This is a genomic window from Alysiella sp., assembly GCF_030525755.1.
Taxonomy (GTDB): Bacteria; Pseudomonadota; Gammaproteobacteria; order Burkholderiales; family Neisseriaceae; genus Simonsiella.
Window position 1 is genome coordinate 92,661 of sequence record NZ_JAUNEC010000001.1, and the last position, 22,034, is coordinate 114,694.

General features: G+C 47.0%; 19 protein-coding genes. 14 read left to right on the forward strand and 5 right to left on the reverse strand.

The features are described from left to right. Positions 1–166 precede the first annotated feature (166 nt). The 4 genes from Q4B82_RS00450 to Q4B82_RS00465 all read right to left on the reverse strand — a co-directional run bounded on the left by Q4B82_RS00450 (position 167) and on the right by Q4B82_RS00465 (position 8,147). Positions 167–1,165 (reverse strand): porin, encoded by a 999-nt coding sequence (locus Q4B82_RS00450; RefSeq protein WP_303064451.1) that lies wholly within the window; start codon positions 1,163–1,165, stop codon positions 167–169. A 372-nt stretch (positions 1,166–1,537) separates the two neighbouring features. Then, positions 1,538–2,992 carry a porin family protein gene (locus Q4B82_RS00455; protein ID WP_303064452.1) on the reverse strand — a complete coding sequence of 485 codons (1,455 nt, stop codon included), beginning with the start codon at positions 2,990–2,992 and terminating at the stop codon, positions 1,538–1,540. Positions 2,993–3,221: 229 nt separating this feature from the next. After that, positions 3,222–6,191, reverse strand: coding sequence for a lactoferrin/transferrin family TonB-dependent receptor (locus Q4B82_RS00460; protein ID WP_303064453.1), 2,970 nt, complete (start codon positions 6,189–6,191; stop codon positions 3,222–3,224). A 105-nt stretch (positions 6,192–6,296) separates the two neighbouring features. Next, positions 6,297–8,147, reverse strand: coding sequence for a transferrin-binding protein-like solute binding protein (locus Q4B82_RS00465; protein ID WP_303064455.1), 1,851 nt, complete (start codon positions 8,145–8,147; stop codon positions 6,297–6,299). A 590-nt stretch (positions 8,148–8,737) separates the two neighbouring features. Between Q4B82_RS00465 and Q4B82_RS00470 the strand changes: the two genes are divergently transcribed. The 9 genes from Q4B82_RS00470 (at position 8,738) to Q4B82_RS00510 (ending at position 16,672) form a co-directional block, all read left to right on the forward strand. Next, positions 8,738–10,057: an MFS transporter gene (locus Q4B82_RS00470; protein ID WP_303064456.1), complete on the forward strand. Its 1,320-nt coding sequence runs from the start codon at positions 8,738–8,740 to the stop codon at positions 10,055–10,057. Positions 10,058–10,213: 156 nt separating this feature from the next. Further along, the gene (locus Q4B82_RS00475) at positions 10,214–11,245 is read left to right on the forward strand and encodes an amidohydrolase family protein (RefSeq protein ID WP_303064457.1); all 1,032 of its coding nucleotides are present in this window, start codon (positions 10,214–10,216) and stop codon (positions 11,243–11,245) included. A 2-nt stretch (positions 11,246–11,247) separates the two neighbouring features. Then, positions 11,248–11,946, forward strand: coding sequence for a 4-carboxy-4-hydroxy-2-oxoadipate aldolase/oxaloacetate decarboxylase (gene ligK, locus Q4B82_RS00480; RefSeq protein WP_303064458.1), 699 nt, complete (start codon positions 11,248–11,250; stop codon positions 11,944–11,946). Positions 11,947–11,990: 44 nt separating this feature from the next. Further along, the gene (locus tag Q4B82_RS00485) at positions 11,991–12,422 is read left to right on the forward strand and encodes a hypothetical protein (RefSeq protein WP_303064459.1); all 432 of its coding nucleotides are present in this window, start codon (positions 11,991–11,993) and stop codon (positions 12,420–12,422) included. A 31-nt stretch (positions 12,423–12,453) separates the two neighbouring features. Further along, the gene (locus Q4B82_RS00490; protein WP_303064460.1) at positions 12,454–13,197 is read left to right on the forward strand and encodes a hypothetical protein; all 744 of its coding nucleotides are present in this window, start codon (positions 12,454–12,456) and stop codon (positions 13,195–13,197) included. A gap of 125 nt (positions 13,198–13,322) precedes the next feature. Then, positions 13,323–14,243, forward strand: a complete 921-nt coding sequence (locus tag Q4B82_RS00495; protein ID WP_303064461.1) for an amidohydrolase family protein — start codon at positions 13,323–13,325, stop codon at positions 14,241–14,243. A 107-nt stretch (positions 14,244–14,350) separates the two neighbouring features. Beyond that, on the forward strand, positions 14,351–14,746 hold the full coding sequence (gene ligA / locus Q4B82_RS00500) for a protocatechuate 4,5-dioxygenase subunit alpha (RefSeq protein WP_303064462.1): 396 nt from the start codon (positions 14,351–14,353) through the stop codon (positions 14,744–14,746). A gap of 27 nt (positions 14,747–14,773) precedes the next feature. Next, positions 14,774–15,628 (forward strand): class III extradiol dioxygenase subunit beta, encoded by an 855-nt coding sequence (locus Q4B82_RS00505; RefSeq protein ID WP_303064463.1) that lies wholly within the window; start codon positions 14,774–14,776, stop codon positions 15,626–15,628. Positions 15,629–15,715: 87 nt separating this feature from the next. Beyond that, positions 15,716–16,672 carry a Gfo/Idh/MocA family oxidoreductase gene (locus tag Q4B82_RS00510; protein ID WP_303064464.1) on the forward strand — a complete coding sequence of 319 codons (957 nt, stop codon included), beginning with the start codon at positions 15,716–15,718 and terminating at the stop codon, positions 16,670–16,672. Positions 16,673–16,854: 182 nt separating this feature from the next. On the opposite strand, the gene Q4B82_RS00515 is transcribed toward Q4B82_RS00510, so the two are convergent. Further along, entirely contained in the window at positions 16,855–17,580 is a 726-nt protein-coding gene (locus Q4B82_RS00515) for a dienelactone hydrolase family protein (RefSeq protein WP_303064465.1), read from the reverse strand. A gap of 166 nt (positions 17,581–17,746) precedes the next feature. Here Q4B82_RS00515 and Q4B82_RS00520 point away from each other — a divergent pair, with 166 nt between their 5' ends. From Q4B82_RS00520 to Q4B82_RS00540, 5 genes are all read left to right on the forward strand, one after another. Beyond that, positions 17,747–18,850 carry a 4-oxalomesaconate tautomerase gene (locus tag Q4B82_RS00520; RefSeq protein ID WP_303064466.1) on the forward strand — a complete coding sequence of 368 codons (1,104 nt, stop codon included), beginning with the start codon at positions 17,747–17,749 and terminating at the stop codon, positions 18,848–18,850. Between the two features lie 63 nt (positions 18,851–18,913). Next, positions 18,914–19,348 carry a type II 3-dehydroquinate dehydratase gene (gene aroQ, locus Q4B82_RS00525; protein ID WP_303064467.1) on the forward strand — a complete coding sequence of 145 codons (435 nt, stop codon included), beginning with the start codon at positions 18,914–18,916 and terminating at the stop codon, positions 19,346–19,348. A 179-nt stretch (positions 19,349–19,527) separates the two neighbouring features. Further along, positions 19,528–19,965, forward strand: coding sequence for a TIGR01244 family sulfur transferase (locus Q4B82_RS00530; protein ID WP_303064468.1), 438 nt, complete (start codon positions 19,528–19,530; stop codon positions 19,963–19,965). A 101-nt stretch (positions 19,966–20,066) separates the two neighbouring features. Continuing rightward, a complete protein-coding gene (amgK, locus tag Q4B82_RS00535) occupies positions 20,067–21,071 on the forward strand; it encodes an N-acetylmuramate/N-acetylglucosamine kinase AmgK (protein WP_303064469.1) in 1,005 nt (334 codons plus the stop codon). A gap of 65 nt (positions 21,072–21,136) precedes the next feature. Beyond that, entirely contained in the window at positions 21,137–21,937 is an 801-nt protein-coding gene (locus Q4B82_RS00540) for a ScpA family protein (protein ID WP_303064470.1), read from the forward strand. Positions 21,938–22,034 lie beyond the last annotated feature (97 nt).

Below are 22,034 nucleotides of genomic sequence, written 5' to 3' on the forward strand. Positions count from 1 at the left end.
ATCACATTTGGTCAATTTTATTGCAAAGGGGCAAAATGTTTTTGTGTGATAAACTATATATTTTTAAACAAAAGGTTGTTGGGATTTAATCCAATTAACAGATAAAAGCCCTGCTTTTGCAAGCAGGGCTTTGGGCGTTAGCCTGTTAATCCATGTTAGGAATGGATTAGAATTTGTGTACCAAACCTACGCTCAATGTGCCTTGACGTTCTTTGTCAGCACCGCTACCTACGTTCAAGTAACCTACTTGACCGTTTACGATGGTGCGTTTAGACAAAGCGTAATCTGCACCTACGATGCCTTGATAGTATTTGCCATTGCCATAAATTTTGCTACCATCTTCATCTTTAAAGCCAAAGCCATAAGCAGCAGATGCTTTTACGCGCAAGCTGTCGTCAAATTTGTATGCAACGGTTGCGGCAACTTCATGACCTGATTTAACATCTTCATCAACACGTTTGGTGTGTTGGTAAGCCAAGCCTGCAAAGAGTTTGTCTTTGTTGTAGCCACCTTGTACCAAAGCTTGGTAACCGTCTTTGGATTTGCCGTTTACTGTGGTGGTGTTTTTCACGTATACACCAGCAACATCAGCAAAGAAGCCTGCATCGTGTTTGTAGCTTACAGAGGTACCGTAGATGGCTGACTCTTTGTTTTTATTGTTGTTGTCAGATGGAGAAACGTACAATTCAGCAGTTAAACCAGAGAACTCGGGCGTAGTGTAAGATAAAGCCACTTTGCGACCAGTTGCGGCAGTAGTACGTGTGAATGTATCAAGACCCGCAGCTTTGCTATCGTCACCGTGTTCCCATTCGTCCAATTCGCCGTTCAAACGGGCAACTGGAGTTTGGAAATGACCTGCTTTAACGGTACCGAAGTCACCTCGCAAACCTACGAAAGAATCACGTGTGCCAAAGCCACGTCCAGCTGTGCCAGCGATATCTACGCGTTGTTCCAACTGCCAAATGGCTTTCAAGTTGTCGCCGATTTGTTCAGAACCTTTAAAGCCGATGCGTGAGCCGTAGTCCACGATGTTGGTGGTTGTGCCTTTTTCACCTTTAACTTTGGTTACTTCTACACCGCCTTTGATTTGACCATACAGAACTACGTCAGCAGATGCGGCTACGGGCAATGCTGCCAATGTCAGAGCAATCAGGGTTTTTTTCATGTCAGTATTCCTTAATCTACGTTGATGAAATTGAAAGGGTTGCGCGGTTGCCCGCTTTGTGGAACAAACCTTTGGGCTTGTTTTGTGTTTTTGAATATTAAGGGGCTTGGGGCTGGGTGGCAATGTTTTGGGGTGGTTTTTTGTGGGGTTGGGTGTGTTTTTTTTGTGGAGTGTTGTTTTATTTTATTTGTTTTTAATGGGTTAGGGTGTTTTTGATGGGTGTTGTTTTTTTGCATCAGTTTTGGGTGAGGCTGCCTGAAAGGGGTGTTTCAGGCAGGTTTTTGGGGCTGCAAGTTGCACCCTTGTGGTATGAGATTTCAGAATTTGGTAAATCTGGGAGGTGGGGTTTAGGCTGTCTGAAAACATAATCTTTTAAAATTGTTTGCTGATTTCTAAAAATACGCGGTGTTTGTCGTAGTTATACAGTTTGATGTTGCTGCGGTTTTTGTTGTATGACCATGTTAAACGTGGTGTTAAACCTTGCCAATGTAGGGCGCGATGCCAAATGCTGGCTTGTGCGCCCCATTCGTGGTTGGCTTGTACGCGATTGAAGAATCCTGCAGCACGATAGGTTTTTCTGCCATAAGAAACGCTTATGCGCGTTGCCAAGCCTTTTGACCATTCTTGTAACCAGCCTGTGCGTATGCCTTTGCGGATAAAGGAATCATCGGCATCATGCGCATTGCTGCGGTTGAAATCTATGCCTGCAAACCATGCTTGTTTGGGGTTGTGTTGATAGGAGGCGGTAAGTGAAACAAAATGGGCGTTGCCGTTTAAGTGTTTGCGGGTGCGATAGCGGTTTTGTATGGTTTCGGCATATAGGTTGCCTTGCCATTTGGGGTTGAAGGTGTGTGATGCTTCCAAGGCGATGCCGCGACCTTGTGAAAATCGTTGTAAGGTTGAGTCATTTTTGCTGCCACCCGCGTACCACATTTGTTCAAAAAATGGCAATAGGGTAAGGCTGTTTTTGGCGTTTTGATAACCGATACCAAGTGATGTGCGGATGTTGGCTTCGTTGAAGCGTTTGTTGTTCCAATAGTATTTGCTGCTGCTGTCTAAACGCAGTTCATGAAACAGCGCGTTTTGCCAAAACCATTTTTTTGTTGCACTAAAATTGATGGCAAATCCTTGACCTGATTGGGCTTCTTCGCCACGCCAACCGCCACCTAAATCGGGGTTTTGGGGGGCGTTGTTGATGTTTTTGTCGTTGATGAAGGTGGTGCTGCCGCTGAATTGCCAGTGGCTGAGTTGTTTGATGTGTGCCACAACTTGTTCAATTTCGTTTGCCAACTGGGGTGGTAATTGGTTTTCGCTTTGTACTTTGCGAAACTGGTCTTCTGCGGCTTCCCATTCTTTGTTGGACAGTAATGCGGCAGCGGTTTGTAAACGCAATACTGACCAATCGGGTTTTTCTGCCAAAACCTGACGATACAAGCGCACGGCTTGTCCATGATTGCCTTGCCAACGTGCTACAAGGGCTTGTGCCCAAGTGTCCAATGCAGGCTCGCGCAGGTTTTCAGGCAGCCTTTGGTAGTGTGGCAACAAAATTGCTGTATTTTCGCCATTGCCTTGTAATAGTGCTGCCATGATGGCACGCACTATTAAATCGGGGTGTTGCTGTAATTCGGTTTCGCTTAAAGCAATGCTTTGTTCTGATGTTGTTTCAGGGGGGATAACCTTTTTTTCAGGCTGTTTGGGCAGGGTGCTTTGGATTTGTTGGTGCACTTGTTCATCGGCAAGGCGGTGGTCATCGGGGCTTTTTTCATTGTTTGCCGTAACAGGGAAGGACATCAGTAATAGTAGGGCTGAAAGGGTTTTGTGGTTCATGGTTAAAATCATTTGTTAATCATTCTTATTTATTAGAAGCGGTCTTGATTGGTTCTTGGTGATTTTGTGTTGGACATGGGTTTTCAGGCAGCCTATATGCCTCAATTCAGACCAATATCATAGCTGTTTCAAATTATCAAAGAAGACAAGGCGACCGCTCCTTTATGTACTGTATTTTATCTGTATGATTTCCGATAAAAATACATTGATAATCTAGTGGATGCCTGTTTTAAAACTTCATCTCCAAACTTACGGTGAAGTTTCTGCCAGGTGCGGCATAACGGGCAGAGCTGGTGCCTCTGTCGGGATTGACGGCATTGGTGGAAGACTGGCGTACGCTTTCCCATGTGCTGTATTTGCGGTTGGTCAAGTTGTAGATACCGCCGCGTAGGGTGAATTTCTGTTTCCAGTTGTAATATGCCGTCAGGTCGTAGATGTACCATGCACGGGTGCGTTTGCCTGCGATTTGTACGGCATTGGTGCCGTAGTATTTGTTACCTGTCAATTCGCTGTTTTCTTTTGCTTTGGAATATGTACCGCTTAAATTGAAGCCCCATCTGCCTTCGGGTTGGTCGTAACCGATGCCTGCAACGATGCGCCCGGGCTGTACCGCTTCCAATGTGGGTTCGGCGATATAGGTGTAGCCGTTGCGTATGCTGCGTTCTTTGATTTTGACACGATTGTAGGCAAGATTGGAATACAGGCCTTCGGGGAAAAAACTGCTGATGCCGGCCCAGTCTATCTTACCCAAAATATTGATGCCGTTGAGTTTGATATTTTGGGTATTGTAAAAGCCACGGACATGCCGCAAACGGGAACCGGGCGGCATGATTTTGTCGGCTGTGGTCAGTAGGTCTTTGTATTCATTTTGGAAAAATGCGGTTTCCAATACGCCGAAGTCGCCTTTGAGAGCCAGACCAATTTCTTGATTGAAGGCTTTTTCGGCTTTTAATTTGTCGCGACCGAGCATTTCTGCCTGCATATAGGGGTTGGCTTTGTCTGCCGCTCCGATGCGGTTGCCGTACAATTCGTAAAATGCAGGTACACGGAAACCGTTGGAAATGCGGTAGGATGCGGTAAAGTATTGACTGGGTTTGATGCTTAAACCTGCATTCCATGACCAATTGCCGTATGTGCCGTCTTGTGTCCACTCATCATCGGAGCGGAAAGTGTGTCGGTCGTAGCGCACACCCAAGCCCAAATCTGCCCATTTGCCCAAAGCGATGTGGTCGCGCAGGGCAAAATAATATTGTTTGCCCTTGATGATACGCGGCGTACAGTCCAAGATGTCGCCACGTGCGTTGTTGCAGCCGTGATTCTGTATCAATACGGACGGTTTGTTTTCACGTTCATAAATGCGGGGTGAATTGTATGTGCCATTGCCTGTGCCTGTTGCGATGTAGGCAGGTGGCGAAACGTATTCGGAATAAATGTCGCCATGTTTCATGGTGGAGCGGTGTGTGCCAAAACCTGTTGCTGCATGCAGTTTGTGTGTGGTGATACCCAAGCGGAAGGTTTTTTCCCAATTCAATTGCGCCAGATTGAGCAATTCTTGGTAGTTGTTGGTTTCGGTGCTGTAACCTGAAAACGGTTTGTCCAATTGGGCGCGGCATTTGCTGACATCAGGATAGTCTGAGCAATAGGTACGGTGGATTTGGCTGCTTAAACGCAGGTTTTGGTGGTCAAAGCTGACGCTGAATTTGTCTGCCCAAGTGTTTTTTTCGGGGTTTTGGTATTGATAAAACACGCCAAAACGATTTTTGCTGTGGCGTTCGTCAAAAAATTTACCTTTTGCATAGCGTGCGCCGTGCAGTACGTTGCCTTTGCTGAATACCAAGCCGTCCAATGGATTGCTGCTTGAAGTGATGCCGCCGTTGCCGACCGATAAACCCGTTACATTGTGGGGGCCGTTTTTGCCTATATCTTGGCAGTTGCCTTTGGGACAAACATCTTCAGTGGTGTAATAGGCACGTTCGGTCATATCGCGAATGTCGTAACGCTGTTTGGTGTGTTCCAATACACTGCCTACATAGTGGTTAGGTGAAAAGCGGTAGCCTCCTTTCCAGAAAAACGAACGGCTGGCATATTTCATCGGATTGGGGCTGATGCGGTCGGGTCCTGTGTAATCTTTGGCATTGGCGGTGCGGATAGGGTAGGGCATTTTATCGGCTTGCGCCTGTTCTTCCGGACTTAAATTGGGACGCAATGACGGATGGTTGCGGTAGTTGGGATCGGCTTTGGCTTTGCGGCAATCCAAACTCAAAGTTGGGCAATCGTCTTTGATGATGTAGTAAGAATTGGAACGCGCGTTGGCAGGTTTGGACGGACGGATATCGTATTCGTCAAAAAAACCTTCTAAAGGGTTAAAACTGTGCTGCACATCTTCGGCTGCCGAATGCACACGGGTTTCGCTGCCTTTGCGGTGGGTCAGAATCGCCAAGCCGTCAAAACCGCCGATTCTGCCTGCAGCGGCAAGGGATTGGGTGAATTGTCTGTTTTTACTGCTGTATGCGGTTTTGCTGTCCAAGCCCCAGTTTTGTCCCTGTTTAATCACGTCATCGGCTTCTTTGGTGCGAAAACCGACTGCACCGCCCAATGCACCGCTGCCGTATTCTGCCGAACTTGAACCTTTGCTCAATTCAATGGATTTCACATTTTCATATTCGATTTCGTTGATGGCACCGCCATTGGCATCGGATTCCAAAGTCATATAGGACTGTGCTTGGCTTAAACCGTCCACCAGCATACTGACACGGTTTTTGTCCACACCGCGCATGGCATAGCCCGAAGTGGCACCGCGCCCTTGTTCTACTACGGAAATACCGGGGTCGTAACGGGTTAAATCGCGGATATTCAGAATCAGTTCTTTATCGATGTCTTCGCTGCTTTTGACTACTTTGCCCAAGCCGGTTACTTCATTTTGACGTTTGCTGATGCGGCGTTTGGCTTGAACATTGATGGTTTCTAATTGTTGTGCCTGTTCGGTGTCTGCCGTTTTCGTCGTATCGGCAGGTACGGCATAGGCAACAGGTAAAGCACTGCCAATGGCGATGGCAAGAATTGTGCGTTTAAAAGTTTGGTTTGTAGACATATTATTTGAATCCGTTATCGCATTAAATTGAGAGAAGGTTGAGATAGCGTGCGGTATGGTTTTCAGGCTGCCTGAAAAGAGAACAGATGGCAGGGTACTTTGTTGCACCCTGTCAATATTTTTTTTGCAAATCAATGAATCGTGAATGTTGGGATGCTTACCCAATCTGCGGATGCTGCCTGAAAAATCAGGTTTTCAGGCAGCATGGGCTGTTTATTTCACCACTTGGCGTTTGCCGCCGAAAACACCGCCGATTTTGTCGCCTGTACCGTCTTTGTGAATGGTGCCGCCGATTTCCGATGCATTGGGTCCGTAAAATGCACCATTGATATCGGCTTTGATATTGACCAGTGTACCTGCGCCTGTGCTGCCGCCATCAAGTTGGAAACCTCCTGCTTTGGTTTCGGCAGTGCCACTGAAACCGTTTTTGTCGATATTGCCTTTAAGCGTAAACGTGGGAATGTCTTCTGTGCCGTTGTCGGCAATCAGTTTGCCAGTGAATGATTTGGCTGCAAAATCAAAATCAAACAAAGAGCGGCTGGAAGAAGGCTTATTGCCTGCATTGGTTGTCCATGCCGACCCGTTTTGGCTCAAAATTTTTGCTTCCCAAGTACCTTGATAGCGGACATTGCCACTGTTGGGAATAGCGGAAAGGGGGGAGCGTTCGCCTGTCAGGAAAAAGTTGCCATTTTTCAATACCGTAATCAATGTACCGCCATGACCTGCGGTGGTGTCTTCTTCACCGTAGTTGCCGAATTTGACATAGTCTAAATTGTTGCAGCACACGGTTACGGCATATTTTTTGCCGTCCATATCGCGTTTGACAGTTTCGCTGAAATCCATTTCGGAGAATTTCTTTTTACCGTCGGGAATCAGTGCGAACTGTTTACCGTTGATGACCAGATAGGCGGCATTGCCGAAAGTGTCTGCATTTTCTTTTTTCAGGCTGCCTGAATCGATTTTCACGGCATCAAATGCGGTTTGCATTTGGTCGGCAGTTAAATTGTTTTCCCGTTTGGCACCGAATACGGCAAATAGGGAATGGTCGTCTGCCAAGAATTTGCCCGCTAATTCTTCGGCATTGGGTCCAAAGAAGCCGCCTTCGAGATTTTTGGCATCTTTGCCGAAAATGGCGTGGTTGGAGTCGGTTGCGGTTGCCGAACCGCGGAAACGGTTGCCTTTGATATCGGCGTTAATGGTGTAGCGGTCATTGATTTTTTGTGTACCAGTAACACTGCCGTTGCTGGTCAGTGTGCCTGTAAGTCTTTTATTGCCAAAATCAGCAGTAAACTCAGCAGTTTGACCAAGCGGTTTGCTTATGTCGCGACGGTTGAGATTGGCATCTAGTGAAGTTGCGCCCACATCTTGTCCAGGTATGGTGTTGAAATTGTCTTTATGAAAGCCAGTGGGCAAAGTGGAACGCGATTTATCGGCGTTGCTGACAAAATCCCAGTAACCTTTGTAGCTTACGGTTTGTGTGGGCATAACAACAGATGGATTGCTGCCTTGGTAAAAAACATAACCCATATAACCTGCTTTATAGAAAATATTTTCTGGGAAACGTATCAATAGTTTATTTTCGCCAATAACGTAACCAGAACGAATGTAAGTAAAATTTCTTTTATTTAACAAATCATTACCATCGTGTGAATACTCGATTTCATTTGCAAGTGTGCCGGGGTGGGGATTAAATAACTGATGGGCATTGATTTTTTCGGCACGAATGCGGTTGCCTAAAATTGTGGGAACATCATCTAAATTGTAATTGATGCTTTGAACCTTATCGGCAGTGATGTTGAGTTTCTCGGATTGTGCAGGGTTGGCGCGTAAATTTCGGCGTGGAATTTCTACTGCGTAACCCAAAGAAGGTTGATTTAATGCTTCAACTTCTGCCTCGGTATCGCGGCGCGGATTAGAAGTGTCATCCTGATAAGTCGGTTTGGTTGCGCCACTTGTGGTGTCGTGCCGTACATTGTCCAAATCAAAACCGCCTTTGCCTGAAGCGCAGGCGGCGAGTAGGGTGGTGCTTAACAGGGAAATGCCAAGTAGTTTGATAGATGACATGATGTTTTACCTTGTGAATGGGGTACAAAAAATCAAAGCAAATTGATAAATAAATAATAATGATTATTATCTCATATTTGTTAAATCATGCAAGTTGTTTGTTTGATGGCTGTTAAGTTATGTATATATGGTTGTTTCAAATTAAAATAATACAACGTTGCCGCTCTTTGATGTACTGTTTGTATATGGCGGTTGCTACCGCCTTTGAAACGATTACGTATTGAGTCTGAATTGAGACGTGCAGGCTGCCTGAAAATGGTGTTGGCAAAGGTGGAAATCATCTGTATTGAAAGAGAGGGAAAATGCATCAAAAACCAGTCTGAAAAAGATGTTAGACCAAAATCGGATTAGTGGGTCGGCTGTCGGTGTTTGTGCTTGGGGCTGCATGCCTGCGACCGGTAAAACCAGACCTGTTATTTTTATCATATCTCCTAGTACGTTTTTACACTTTTTGACAGAAACAATAACGGCAATAATCCTACATTACATTTAAAGTGCAACAGCTGATTATTTTCAATACTGTCTAAATGGTTTCAGGCAGCCTGAAAAACGATACACGCATTTGAGTATATTGAATGGAGCATAATCAAATGAGCAAAACCATTAATGTCCAACAATTTTTGGACGAAAACAAATTTTCAAGTTATCAATGGATGATTTTCATCATCTGTTTGTTGATTGCTTTTTTTGACGGCATGGACACCGCTGCGATTGGCTATGTTGCGCCCAGTTTATTGAATGAGTGGGGCATCGAGAAGAAACAGCTTGCACCTGTTTTGAGTGCGGCTTTGTTTGGTTTGGCAATTGGTGCGCTGACTTCTGGACCTTTGGCGGACAAATTCGGTCGCAAAGTTGTATTGACCATTTCAGTTTTATTGTTTTCGGCTTTTTGCGTGTTTTCGGCTTATGCACAAGATTTGACCCAAATGACCGTATTGCGTTTTATCACGGGTTTGGGCTTGGGTGCAGCGATGCCCAATGCGGTGGCGATGTTGTCTGAATACTGCCCGACACAAAAGCGTTCGTTGATTTTGAATACCATGTACACAGGTTTCCCTATCGGAGCGGCGGCGGGCGGTTTTTTTGCTTCGTTTATCATTCCGCAATACGGCTGGCGCACAGCAATGTTCTGGTGTGGTTTGCTACCATTGATTTTGGGTGTACTGATGATTTTTCTGCTGCCGCGTTCGGCTTCGTTTTTGGTGGCTCAAAAAGCCCCTGCGGAAAAAGTACGCAAAATTTTGCAACGCATTAATCCTAACGCAGATTTGTCTGATATCGAATTTGTGCAGCCTGAAAACAAAACCGCACAAACCAATCAAAATCCAATGGCAATGGTGTTGAACAGCCATTTCCGTGCAGGCTCGGCACTGTTGTGGGTATCGTATTTTATGGGTTTGATTATTTTCTATGCGATGATTAACTGGTTGCCCACTTTGTTTAAAGAGGCCAATATGCCGCCTGAATTAGGTCCGCGCATTTCAGCCTTGTTTGCTCTGGGTGGTGTGGGCGCGATTGCCAGCGGCTACTTGATGGACAAATTCAATGGTAACCGTTTGATTGTTTTGCTGTCTTTCCTAACTGCGTTGTCGGTGGCTTGCATCGGCTGGGCTTTGGGTCAAGGCTTGGGCATGTTGATTGCGGTGGTGCTGTTCGCCGGTGTGATGCAAAACACAGCACAAAGTTCGCTGCCTGCACTGGCTGCCAAATTCTATCCAACTGAATGCCGTGCAACAGGTGTTTCTTGGATGTTGGGCATCGGTCGCTTTGGTGCGATTGCTGGCACGTTCTTAACAGGACAATTGATTGCTTGGAAATTGGATTTTGTCAGTATTTTCATCATCTTGTCTATTCCTTCTATGGTTTTGAGCGTGTGCTTGATGCTGAAACAAAAAATCTACAATGATTGATTTCCGGGGCACCTGAAAGTCAGGGTGCAGCTTGCTTGTACCTGAAAACACCGAACCCAAATACACACACTTCACAAAATCTTCAGGCAGCCTGCACCATTTATCATGCAGGCAGCCTGAAACCCAAAATAACCAAACACAATTAAGGAAATTGGAATGAGCTTAATCATTGATTGTCATGGACATTACACCACTGCGCCGCCTTCATTAGAAGCATGGCGCAACAGACAAATTGCCGCCATCGGCAATCCATCGCAAATGCCCAAAGCGTCCGAGCTGAAAATCAGCGATGACGAATTGCGCGAAACCATTGAAAAAAACCAATTGCGCCTGATGAAAGAACGCGGCGCGGACATGACTCTGTTCTCGCCACGCGCCAGCTTTATGGCACACCACATCGGCGATTTTGAAGTATCGTCCGCTTGGGCGGCAATTTGCAACGAATTGTGCTACCGCGTGTCGCAACTGTTTCCCGACAACTTTGTCCCCGTTGCCATGTTGCCGCAAAGCCCTGGTGTGCCGATTGAAACCTGTATTGCCGAACTGGAACGCTGTGTAAATGAGTTTGGTAATGTCGGCATCAATCTGAATCCAGACCCCTCTGGTGGTCATTGGACTTCACCGCCACTCACCGACAAATACTGGTATCCGATTTACGAAAAAATGGTGGAATACGACATTCCTGCCATGATTCACGTTTCCACCAGCTGCAACAACTGTTTCCACACCACAGGCGCGCATTATCTGAATGCCGACACCACCGCATTCATGCAATTGCTGCAAGGTGATTTGTTTAAAGACTTCCCGACCCTGCGCTTCCTGATTCCGCATGGCGGCGGTGCGGTGCCTTATCACTGGGGACGTTTCCGCGGCTTGGCGATGGTGCTGAAAAAGCCTGAATTGGAAGAACATCTGTTGAACAACATCTTCTTTGACACCTGCGTATACCACCAGCCAGGTATTGACTTATTGCTGGACGTGATTCCGAACAAAAACATCTTGTTCGCATCGGAAATGATTGGTGCGGTGCGCGACATTGACCCGCGTACAGGTTTCTATTTTGACGATACCAAACGCTATATTGAAGCCGCCCAAATCTCCGACCAAGACAAACACCAAATTTACGAAGGCAACGCCCGCCGCGTATTCCCACGCTTGGACGCACGCCTCAAAGCCAAAGGACTGTAAACATGACAGACGTATATTTGAACCAACTGGGTGTAGTCAAACGCAACATCAAACGTGCTGACCCCGCTGCCGTAGAAAAACTGTCGCGCTTCGGTGTTGCCACCATCCACGAAGCCATGGGACGCATCGGCCTGATGAAACCCTATATGCGCCCGATTTACCCAAGCGCGAAAATTTGTGGCACTGCCGTAACCATTTTGCTGCAACCAGGCGACAACTGGATGATGCACGTTGCCGCCGAACAATTGCAACCAGGCGATGTGGCTGTGGCAGCCTGCACATCTGACAATGCAGACGGTTTTTTTGGCGATTTGCTGGCGACATCGTTCAAAGCACGCGGTGCCAAAGGTCTGATTATTGACGGTGGCGTACGTGATGTGGCGGACTTAACCGAAATGCAATTCCCCGTATTTTCCAAAGCCATTCACGCCAAAGGCACGATTAAAGCTACATTGGGTTCGGTGAACGTGCCTGTGGTGTGTGCAGGTGCATTGGTCAATCCCGGTGATGTGGTGATTGCCGACATTGACGGCGTGGTGGTGGTGCCGGCTGAACGTGCCATGGAAATCGCCAATGCCGCCGAAAAACGCGAAGCCAACGAAGGCGATAAACGCGAACTGTTTGCCAACGGTACTTTGGGCTTAGACTACTACAAAATGCGCGAACCATTGGAAAAAGCCGGTTTGAAATACATCGATTGATTTCAGGCAGCCTGAAACCTTTATTGGAAATGGAGAAGCAGTAAATGGAAAAAATGGCATGGCTGGAACTTTTAATCCATTTATTTTTTGACCCCGATATTCAATATCGCGAAAAATTGCCGCAAGATGCACCGATTGCCCAATGCAAACAATGGCTGGTGCAGACACAAGAATTGTGGGCATATCCTGATTTGTGCAAAAACGGACAGGGCGTCGAATACAGTATCTTTGCCCCTTTCCGCGTGTTTCAGGCCTACCGCTGCCATGAGATTCTGACACGCCGCGAAGCCGAAAACATCATCATGCAGCAGCCTGTTTATTCCTTAATGGCAAACGGTTCCGATGACGAAACCCGGCGCAGCAGTGCCGTCGTTGATGCCTATTGCTCCAGCAGTCCCAATCCCGAGGCAGACGGTAAAGCATTTGACCAAGAATGGGAAAAAATCCAAGCCACATTCAGGCAGCCTGAAAAATAAGCCGTCCGACACCGACATAAAGAGATAAACCATGCGTTTGGCCCTGATTTCATTTGCCCTGTTCGCACCGCTTGCCTGGGCGCAAAACTGCGGGCACACTGATAGCGAGCTGGCGCAGCATTACCGCCAAATGATGCAATACGGCGGCTATGGCGAAAACGATGCAACACGCTTCGAACAGGCATACCGGGCCTTTTCAGGCAGCCTGAAACACACGGCCGCCGTCAAAATCGGCACATGCGGTTTTCCGTTGGCGCAGCAGGCCGGCATAGCCGTCGTCCACTCGCCCGACCGCAAAATCCGTGCCTTTTCGTGGAACGAGCAGACAGGCGGCAGCATGCACGAATTCGGTAACGCAGTGCAGTTTGTCGGAAAAAACGGGCAAATCGGCCAAGTCTCGCTGTCGCTGGACAGGATTGAACACATCGCGCAAGACACCTTGCCGCCGCACGGTACAGCCTATCTGTTTTACGACCACGGTATCGCTTTCGGTCGGCTGCACGGTAAAAGCGCATCATGGTGGCGGATTTCAGGCAGCCGTTTTGCCGAAACCAAACTGTTTGCCACGCAACAGCCGACACACATCATCTCCTACGAGTACGAGCCGCACAGCCACACCAAGCTGCCTGAAAACTTCCGCCATTTTGTGTACGACAGCAAAAAACAAACCTTGTCTTTCCCTGTGGTACGCAACACCCAAGAATACGAATTCGGCGAACTGACCAAGCGGCGCATTGTTTACCGCTATCAAAACGGACGTTTTGTCAGACAATAACAAACCATTTCAGACAGTACCACGGGTACGCACATCGGTTCAAAATCACAGATTTTGAACCGATAGCAGCCTGAAGACCATATATACTTAAAAACGTTAAAGATTAAACCCTAAGGAAACCCTTCATGAGCCAATTTGAAAAAACCGCAGGCTGGTTGGACTTTCACCCCAATCCCTCCAAACCGAAACTGCAACTGCCACAAGGCGCAGTGGACGCGCATTGCCACGTTTTCGGGCCTGGCGACAAATTTCCCTATGCGCCCGAACGCAAATACACGCCTTGTGATGCAGGCAAAGAAAAACTGTTTGCCTTGCGTGATTTGCTCGGTTTTGAGCGCAATGTCATTGTGCAAGCCACATGCCATGGCGCAGACAACCGCGCTTTGGTTGATGCCCTGTTGAGCGCGGGCAACAAAGCACGCGGCGTGGCGACCGTCAAACGCGACATCAGCTTGGACGAACTCAAAGCCTTGCATGCCGCAGGTGTGCGCGGTGTGCGTTTCAACTTCGTCAAACGCTTGGTGGATACCGCATCCACCGATACTTTGATGGAAATCGCACAAAAAATCGCTCCTTTGGGTTGGCACATCGTCATCTATTTTGAAGCGGCGGACTTGGCGGAATACTACGATTTCTTCACTTCATTGCCGACTACGGTTGTGGTGGACCACATGGGTCGCCCCGATGTATCGCAGCCCGTACACGGCGGCGAATTTGAATTATTTGTCAAACTGATGCGCGAAAACCCGAATTTTTGGAGCAAACTGTCTTGCCCCGAACGATTGAGCAATACGGGGCCGCGTGCTTTGGACGGTGAACAGAATGCCTACACCGACGTGGTACCGTTTGCCCGTCGCCTGATGCAGGAATTCCCCGACCGCGTGCTGTTCGGCACCGACTGGCCGCACCCGAATCTGAAAGACCACATGCCCGATGATGGCTTGTTGGTGGACTGGGTTGCCCACATCGCGCCTACCCAAGAAGAGCAGCAAAAATTGCTGGTGGACAATCCGATGCGTTTGTATTGGCCAGAAGAAATGGCGTAATGAAATGGGTTTCAGGCAGCCTGAAACCCAACACAGTTATCAATCTCATTATTTCCCCCATACAGGCTGCCTGAAAGCAGTTTGTTCAACCAATAAGGAGCATCAAAATGGCATTAGAAAAGCCCTATAACGACATTCCTGGTACGCGCATTTTTGATTCAGACCGTGCCAGCCAAGGTTATCATCTCAATCAATTCTGCATGTCGCTGATGAAAGCCGAAAACCGCGAGCGTTTCAAAGCCGACCAACGTGCCTATTTGGACGAATGGCCGATGACAGAAGAGCAAAAAGAAGCCGTGATTGCCCGTGATTTGAACCGCTTGATGGATTTGGGTGGCAACATTTATGTATTGGCAAAAATCGGCGCAACCGACGGTTTGACCTTCCAACAAATGGCAGGCAGCATGACAGGCATGAGTGAAGAAGAATACCGTGCCATGATGCTCAACGGCGGTCGCAGCATTGAAGGCAACCGCTATCTGCACGAACAAGAATCCAAATAATTCAGGCAGCCTGAAAGGAAAAAGAAAATGGCAAAAATCACCGCAAGTGTATATACCTCTCACATTCCCGCAGTTGGCGTGGCATGGGACTTGAAAAAAACAGGCGAAGACTACTGGAAACCTGTATTTGCTGGCTACGAATACAGCAAACAATGGCAAAAAGAGAATAAACCCGATGTGATTATTTTGGTCTACAACGACCACACCAACAACTTCGGTTTTGACCTGATTCCCACTTTTGCATTGGGCATGAACAACGAATTTAAGCCTTGCGATGAAGGCTGGGGCCCGCGTCCTGTGCCGAATGTGCCGGGCGACCAAAAATTTGCTTCACATTTGGCACAATCGGTTATCCAATCGGGCTTTGACCTGACTTTGGCTTATGAGTTGGATGTGGACCATGGTTTAACTGTTCCTTTGACTGTGATGTTCGGCGATGTGGAAAAATGGCCGGTGAAAGTGATTCCGCTGCATGTGAACGTGGTGCAATACCCTGCACCAAGCGGTCAACGTTGTTACGATTTAGGTCGTGCCATCCGCAAAGCCGTTGAAAGCTATGATGAAGATTTGAACGTACACATTTGGGGTACGGGCGGTATGAGTCACCAGTTGCAAGGTCCACGTGCAGGCTTGATTAACAAAGAATGGGACAACCAATTCTTGGACGATTTGATTGCCGACCCCGTTGAATTGGCGAAAAAACCGCACGTTGAATACGTTCGCGAAGCGGGTTCAGAAGGCATTGAATTGGTCATGTGGCTGATTGCCCGCGCCGCTATGTGTGAACCTGATGAAGTTCCTGTGGTGAAACACCGCTTCTACCATGTTCCCGCATCCAACACGGCGGTAGGACACCTGATTTTGGAAGCACCGAAGAAGTAAAACGCAACATTCAGGCAGCCTGAAAATCCCGCACCACCTTTCAGGCTGCCAAACCATTTGATTAACCAATTGAATAACAGGAAAAACATGAGCAAAACCATCAAAGTCGCCCTTGCAGGCGCAGGCGCGTTCGGCGAAAAACATTTAGACGGCATCAAAAACATTCCCGATGTCGAAGTCATCGCCCTGATTGGCCGCGAACAGGCCAAAACCCAAACCGTAGCCGACAAATACGGCATCGGCTTCGTTACCACCGATTTGGCAGACGCACTCGCGTTGCCTGAATTGGATGCCGTGATTTTGTGTACCCCAACTCAAATGCACGCCGCACAAACCTTGCAATGCTTGAAAGCAGGCAAACACGTCCAAGTGGAAATCCCATTGGCGGATTCTTGGAAAGATGCCGAAGAAGTCTTGCGCGTACAAAAAGAAACCGGCTTGGTTGCCATGGTCGGCCACACCCGCCGCTTCAACCCCAGTCACCAATGGGTGCACAACAAAATTCAGGCAGGCGAATTGAACATTCAGCAAATGGATGTACAAACCTACTTCTTCCGCCGCACCAACACCAACGCCAAAGGCGAAGCCCGTTCTTGGACCGACCATTTGCTGTGGCACCATGCCGCGCACACCGTGGATTTGTTCCAATACCAAACTGGCAGCAAAGTGGTCAAAGCCAACGCCATTCAAGGCCCCAAACACCCTGTTTTGGGCATTGCGATGGACATGTCTATTCAATTGCAAGCCGAAAACGGTGCGATTTGTACCTTGTCGCTGTCGTTCAACAACGACGGTCCGCTCGGTACCTTCTTCCGCTACATCTGCGACAACGGCACCTACATCGCCCGTTATGACGATTTGGTAAACGGCAAAGAAGAGCCGATTGATGTCAGCAAAGTGGCAGTTTCCATGAACGGCATCGAGTTGCAAGACCGCGAATTCTTCGCCGCCATCCGCGAAGGTCGCCAACCCAATTCCAGCGTAGAAAGCGTGATTAACTGCTACAAAGTCTTGGGCGAACTGGAAAAACAGTTGGAAGGTTAATCATTCATTCTGGAACACATATTCAAATAAACAAAAGAAAGGCTGCCTGAAAATTTCAAATGTTTTCAGGCAGCCTTTAACGTAATATGTGTTTGGGATAAGAAATTATCTCAACCATTTATTTTCATGGTATTTTTTTTCATTTTCTTATCCCAAGCCGCCCATATCATGTACCCAATAACTTACAATTCATTTTGCAAAAATGCCAACATATTTGCCCATGATTGTGTTGCCGCTTGTTGGTCATAAGCCAAATCCACGCCATTTTTCTCGCCATTGGCGGTAGCTTGTGGGTTGGTGAAACCGTGATGTGCTTCGGGGAATATATCCACATGGTATTTTGCGCCTGCTGTGTCCATTTCAGCGCGAAAATCTGCTACATGTTCCGCGCTGACCAAAGTGTCTTTGCCACCGTGTTCCACCAAAATGGTTGCCTGAATTTTGCCTTTTTGGGCGCGTGCTACTTGTGGGATTAAATTGCCGTGAAAACTGGTAACAGCATGGATTGCTGCGCCACGTCGTGCCATATCCAGCGCAACACGACCACCAAAACAAAAGCCAATTGCTGCAATGCGTGTGGCATCGGTTTCAGGCAGCTTTTGTAATTGTGTTAAAGCGGCTTCGGTGCGCTCCAGCAAAATTGTTGGGTTGGACAAAGTGTCATTCATCATTTGTGCAGCTTGGCTGGCTTGGTCGGTTAAAACCGCATTGCCGTATAAGTCTACCGCAAGAGCGATGTAACCGTGTTCTGCTAAACGTGCTGCACTGTTTTTAGCGTGTTCACTCAATCCCCACCACTCTGGAAAAACCAGTATGGCAGGCAGTTTGCCATTGATGTTTTCAGGTAAGCAAAGGTGGCTGTAAAATTCGGTGTTGTGAACGGTGTAACGCAGGGTTTGGGCTTTCATGTGTTTTCCTTGTTGGTGGTGGGATAGAAACATCAGATTCAGGCAGCCTGAAATCATCAATACGTTTTTGCTATAACTGATAGTTGAGCAAGCTGCATTCACAGCGCTTCATTTTAACGCAATAATCACAGCAAATTGACACAAATTGAGCAAAAGGACAAATGAAATGGCTTCACAAACGGCGTTACCTTGCCTGTTTATGCGTGGTGGGACATCACGCGGTCCGTTTTTTGATATGGCAGATTTGCCACAAGACACTGCTTTGCGCGATAAAGTTTTGCTTGCTGCCATCGGTTCGCCCGATAAACGCCAAATTGACGGTTTGGGGGGCGCACATTCGCTGACCAGTAAAGTGGGCATGGTGGGCAAAAGCACACAAGTGGGCGTGGATTTAGAATTTTTGTTTGCCCAGTTGCAACCTGAAAAAGATACAGTGGACACCAAGCCAAATTGTGGCAATATGTTGGCGGCGGTTGTGCCATTTGCTTTGGAGCGTGGCTTGATACAGGCGCAAGGCGATACCACGACCGTGCGTGTTTTGACTTTAAACACGGGTATGTTGGCGGACATTACCGTACAAACGCCAAATGGCGAAATCAGCTATGAGGGCGATGCGCGCATTGATGGCGTACCGCATACCAACGCACCGATTGAAATCCAATTTTTAGATACTGCAGGCTCGGTTGCAGGCAGCCTATTGCCCACAGGCAATGTGTTGGACACGTTTGAATTAAATGGTTTCGGTCGGTTGGAAGCCACTTGTATTGACAATGGCATGCCCATGGTTTTGGTGCGTGCAGCAGACGTAAACCGAACGGCTTATGAAAGTGTTGCTGATTTAAATGCCGATATGGAATTGAAAAACGTATTGGAAAACCTGCGTTTGGTGGCCGCTGAAAAAATGGGTTTGGGCGATGTACGCGAAAAAAATTATCCTAAAATGTGTTTGTTGGCAGAGCCTTTGCATGGTGGTGCCGTACACACGCGCTGTTTTATTCCGCATGTTTGTCATGATGCCGTAGGTGTATTGGCGGCAGTTACCATTGCTACCGCTTGCGTGTTAAAAGGCACAGTTGCCGATGGTTTGGCGGCTTTGGGCGAGATTTCAGACAGTAAAACCACACTTTCTGTGGAACACCCAAGTGGCGAGTTCAGCGTGGCTTTGACTCTGGACGAACAAGGACAAGTTGCCAGCGCAGCTTTGTTGCGTACCGCACGTTTGATTATGCGTGGCGAAGTGATGATTCCAAAACACATTTGGCAAAAATAAGTACCACCTATTTTCAGGCAGCCTAAACACCCATTTTCAACCTCAAAACAGAAAGACGACATCATGAAAGTACTCGTAATTAACGGACCTAATCTCAATTTACTCGGCTTGCGTGAGCCGCACATTTACGGCGCGGAAACCCTTGCTGATGTGGGTGCAAAATTGGATACATTGGGTGTACAGTTGGGCATAGAAATTGAACATTTTCAACACAATAATGAGGGCGACATCGTTAGCCGTATTCACGCAGCGCGGGGCAATATTGACTGGATTATCATCAATGCAGGGGCTTATACCCATACTAGTGTGGCGATTCGTGATGCGCTCGGTGGGGTTGCCATTCCTTTTGTGGAAGTGCATATTTCCAATGTTCACGCACGCGAAGCATTCCGTCATCATTCCTATTTGTCAGACAAAGCCGTTGGTGTGATTGTGGGTTTAGGGACATTTGGTTATCAAGTCGCTTTGCAGTTCATTGCCAGTAAAAAAACGGTATAAGCTCGGTAAGTGGTTTCAGGCAACCTTTGGGTGTGCAGGTATTTTTGCTGCACACCCAAAGGTTGCCTGAAAGAAAAATTGCGTAAAATCAGACATGCAGAGCAAAATTACCGATAGAATAACGACCCAATTTTAAAATCCTTTCTTTGTATTTTGAACATATTTCAAAAGGAACAATCATGCCTTTAGAAAAAATTGCCGACTATCTGTATGTTTCCAAACAACTTGATGAAAGATTGGCAAAACGCGCTGCACAATATGGCATTCAAACCGTCATTTGTAATCGCCCAGATGGTGAAGAAGCAGGGCAGCCCGATTTTGAAACCGTAAAGCAATGGTTGCATAATAGTGGTATCAGCAATGTGATTTATATGCCTGTTACCATGGACAGCATAGACGATGCTGAATTGCGCTTGTTCCAAGAAACCATTGCCAACTCGCCATCACCCATTTTGGCATATTGCCGTACGGGTACACGTTCTGCAATGATGTGGGCATTAAACCAAACCAAACGTGGTGTAGAAGTCAACAGCTTGATTCGTGCAGCGGATTTGGCAAACATCAATTTGGAACCCAATCGTGAAAAACTGGAAGCCGCATATTCCAAACGTGGTTAATCCCATTTTCTCAACTGCCTGCGCCATTTGAGCGGTTCAGGCAGTTTCCTTATTTTCAGGCAGCCTGCCTGAATGTTCATTTATTTTTCATCGTTATGATTATGCAACGTGAAAACCAATTAAAAACATGGTTGGCGAACCAATTTCCCAATCAAAATTTTACCCTTGATTTTGCTGCTGCCGATGCAGACTTTCGCCGTTATTTTCGCGCCACTTTTGCCGATGGTAAAACGGTAATTTGCATGGATGCGCCACCCGATAAAATGAATACCGAGCCTTATGTGCGCGTACGAGGACTTTTTGCCATGCTCAATGTGCCGCAAATTTTGGCGCATGATGCCGAACAAGGGTTTATGGTTTTAAGTGATTTGGGCGACATTCAGTATCTTAAAGCCATGCAGCACGACAGCAGCGAAGCGGCACACAAAGCCCTGTTGTTGGAAGCTATTGATGAATTGGTGATTTTGCAACAAGCCAGTCAGCCTAATGTGCTACCTGAATACAATCGCGAAATCCTGTTGCGCGAAGTAAACCTGTTCCCTGATTGGTTTGTGGCGAAAGAACTGGGTAAAACACTGAATTTTGCCCAACGCAAATTGTGGCAACAAGGTTTAGATGCTTTGCTGCCTGAAATAGAAGTCCAGCCAAAAGTGTTTGTGCATCGTGATTTTATTGTGCGTAATCTTATGCTTACGCGTGGTAGACCTGGCGTTTTGGATTTTCAAGATGCACTTTATGGTGCAATCACTTACGACTTGGTTTCTTTATTGCGTGATGCTTTTATTGAATGGGAAGAAGAATTTGTTTTGGATTTGGTCATTCGTTACTGGGAGAAAGCGCGTGTCGCAGGCTTGCCTGTTCCCGCACAATTTGATGTGTTTTACAAATGGTTTGAGTTTATGGGTGTGCAACGGCATTTGAAAGTGGCAGGCATTTTTGCACGTTTGTGGTACCGCGATGGTAAAGACAAATATCGTTCCGAAATTCCGCGTTTTCTCAATTATTTGCGCCGTACTACACGCCGTTATTCTGAACTTGCGCCACTTTACGCGCTGTTGTTGGAACTGGTCGGCGATGACGAATTGGAAACGGGTTATACTTTTTAAAACACGTTTTCAGGCAGCCTTGTGATTTGACACAATAGGCTGCCTGAAAGTCTTTTACCATTACCATGACGATTGCTTATATTTTTGGTCAAGCCGTTACCGATTTGCCACAAGATTTGTTCATTCCACCTGATGCACTTAAAGTGGTGTTACACAGCTTTGAAGGTCCATTGGATTTGTTGTTGTATTTAATCCGCCGTCAGAATATCGATGTTTTGGACATTCCCATGCTGCAAATCACCGAGCAATATTTGGCATATATTGCCGAAATGGACAAGCATCAATTTGATTTGGCAGCTGAATATTTATTGATGGCGGCAGTTTTGATTGAAATCAAATCACGTCTGTTGTTGCCGCAGCCTGAAAATGCATCAGAAGATGAAGAAGCCGACCCACGCGCTGAATTGGTACGCCGTTTGTTGGCTTATGAACAAATGAAATTGGCAGCGCAAAATTTGGACGACTTACCACGCGCAGGACGTGATTTTGCATGGGTTTATTTACCTTTGGAGTTGGCGGTGCAGGAAAAACTGCCCGAAGTACAACTATCCGATTTAAGCCAAGCATGGCTGAACATTTTGTCGCGTGCCAAACATCAAAAAAGTCATGCGGTGGTGCAAGAAGCCATTTCGGTACGCGAACGCATGAGCGCGATATTGCGTCAATTAAATCAAACAGGAGTATGCCGTTTTTCTGCCTTATTCCAACCTGAATTGGGTGTGGCGCATGTGGTAGTCAATTTCATTGCCTTGTTGGAATTGGTCAAAGAAGGTTTGGTGCGCGTGTTGCAACACAGCACATTTGGCGATATAGAAGTTTCGGTTTCAGGCAGCCATGAACAGGATATTGAGAACCTGTATTCATAACTTTGATAGATTACTTTATATTGCCTTTTCCTGCGCCTACTGCGTTGGATTTTCACGCCAATAGTTTTGCTATTGGCATAAAATCTGTCTTGTATAT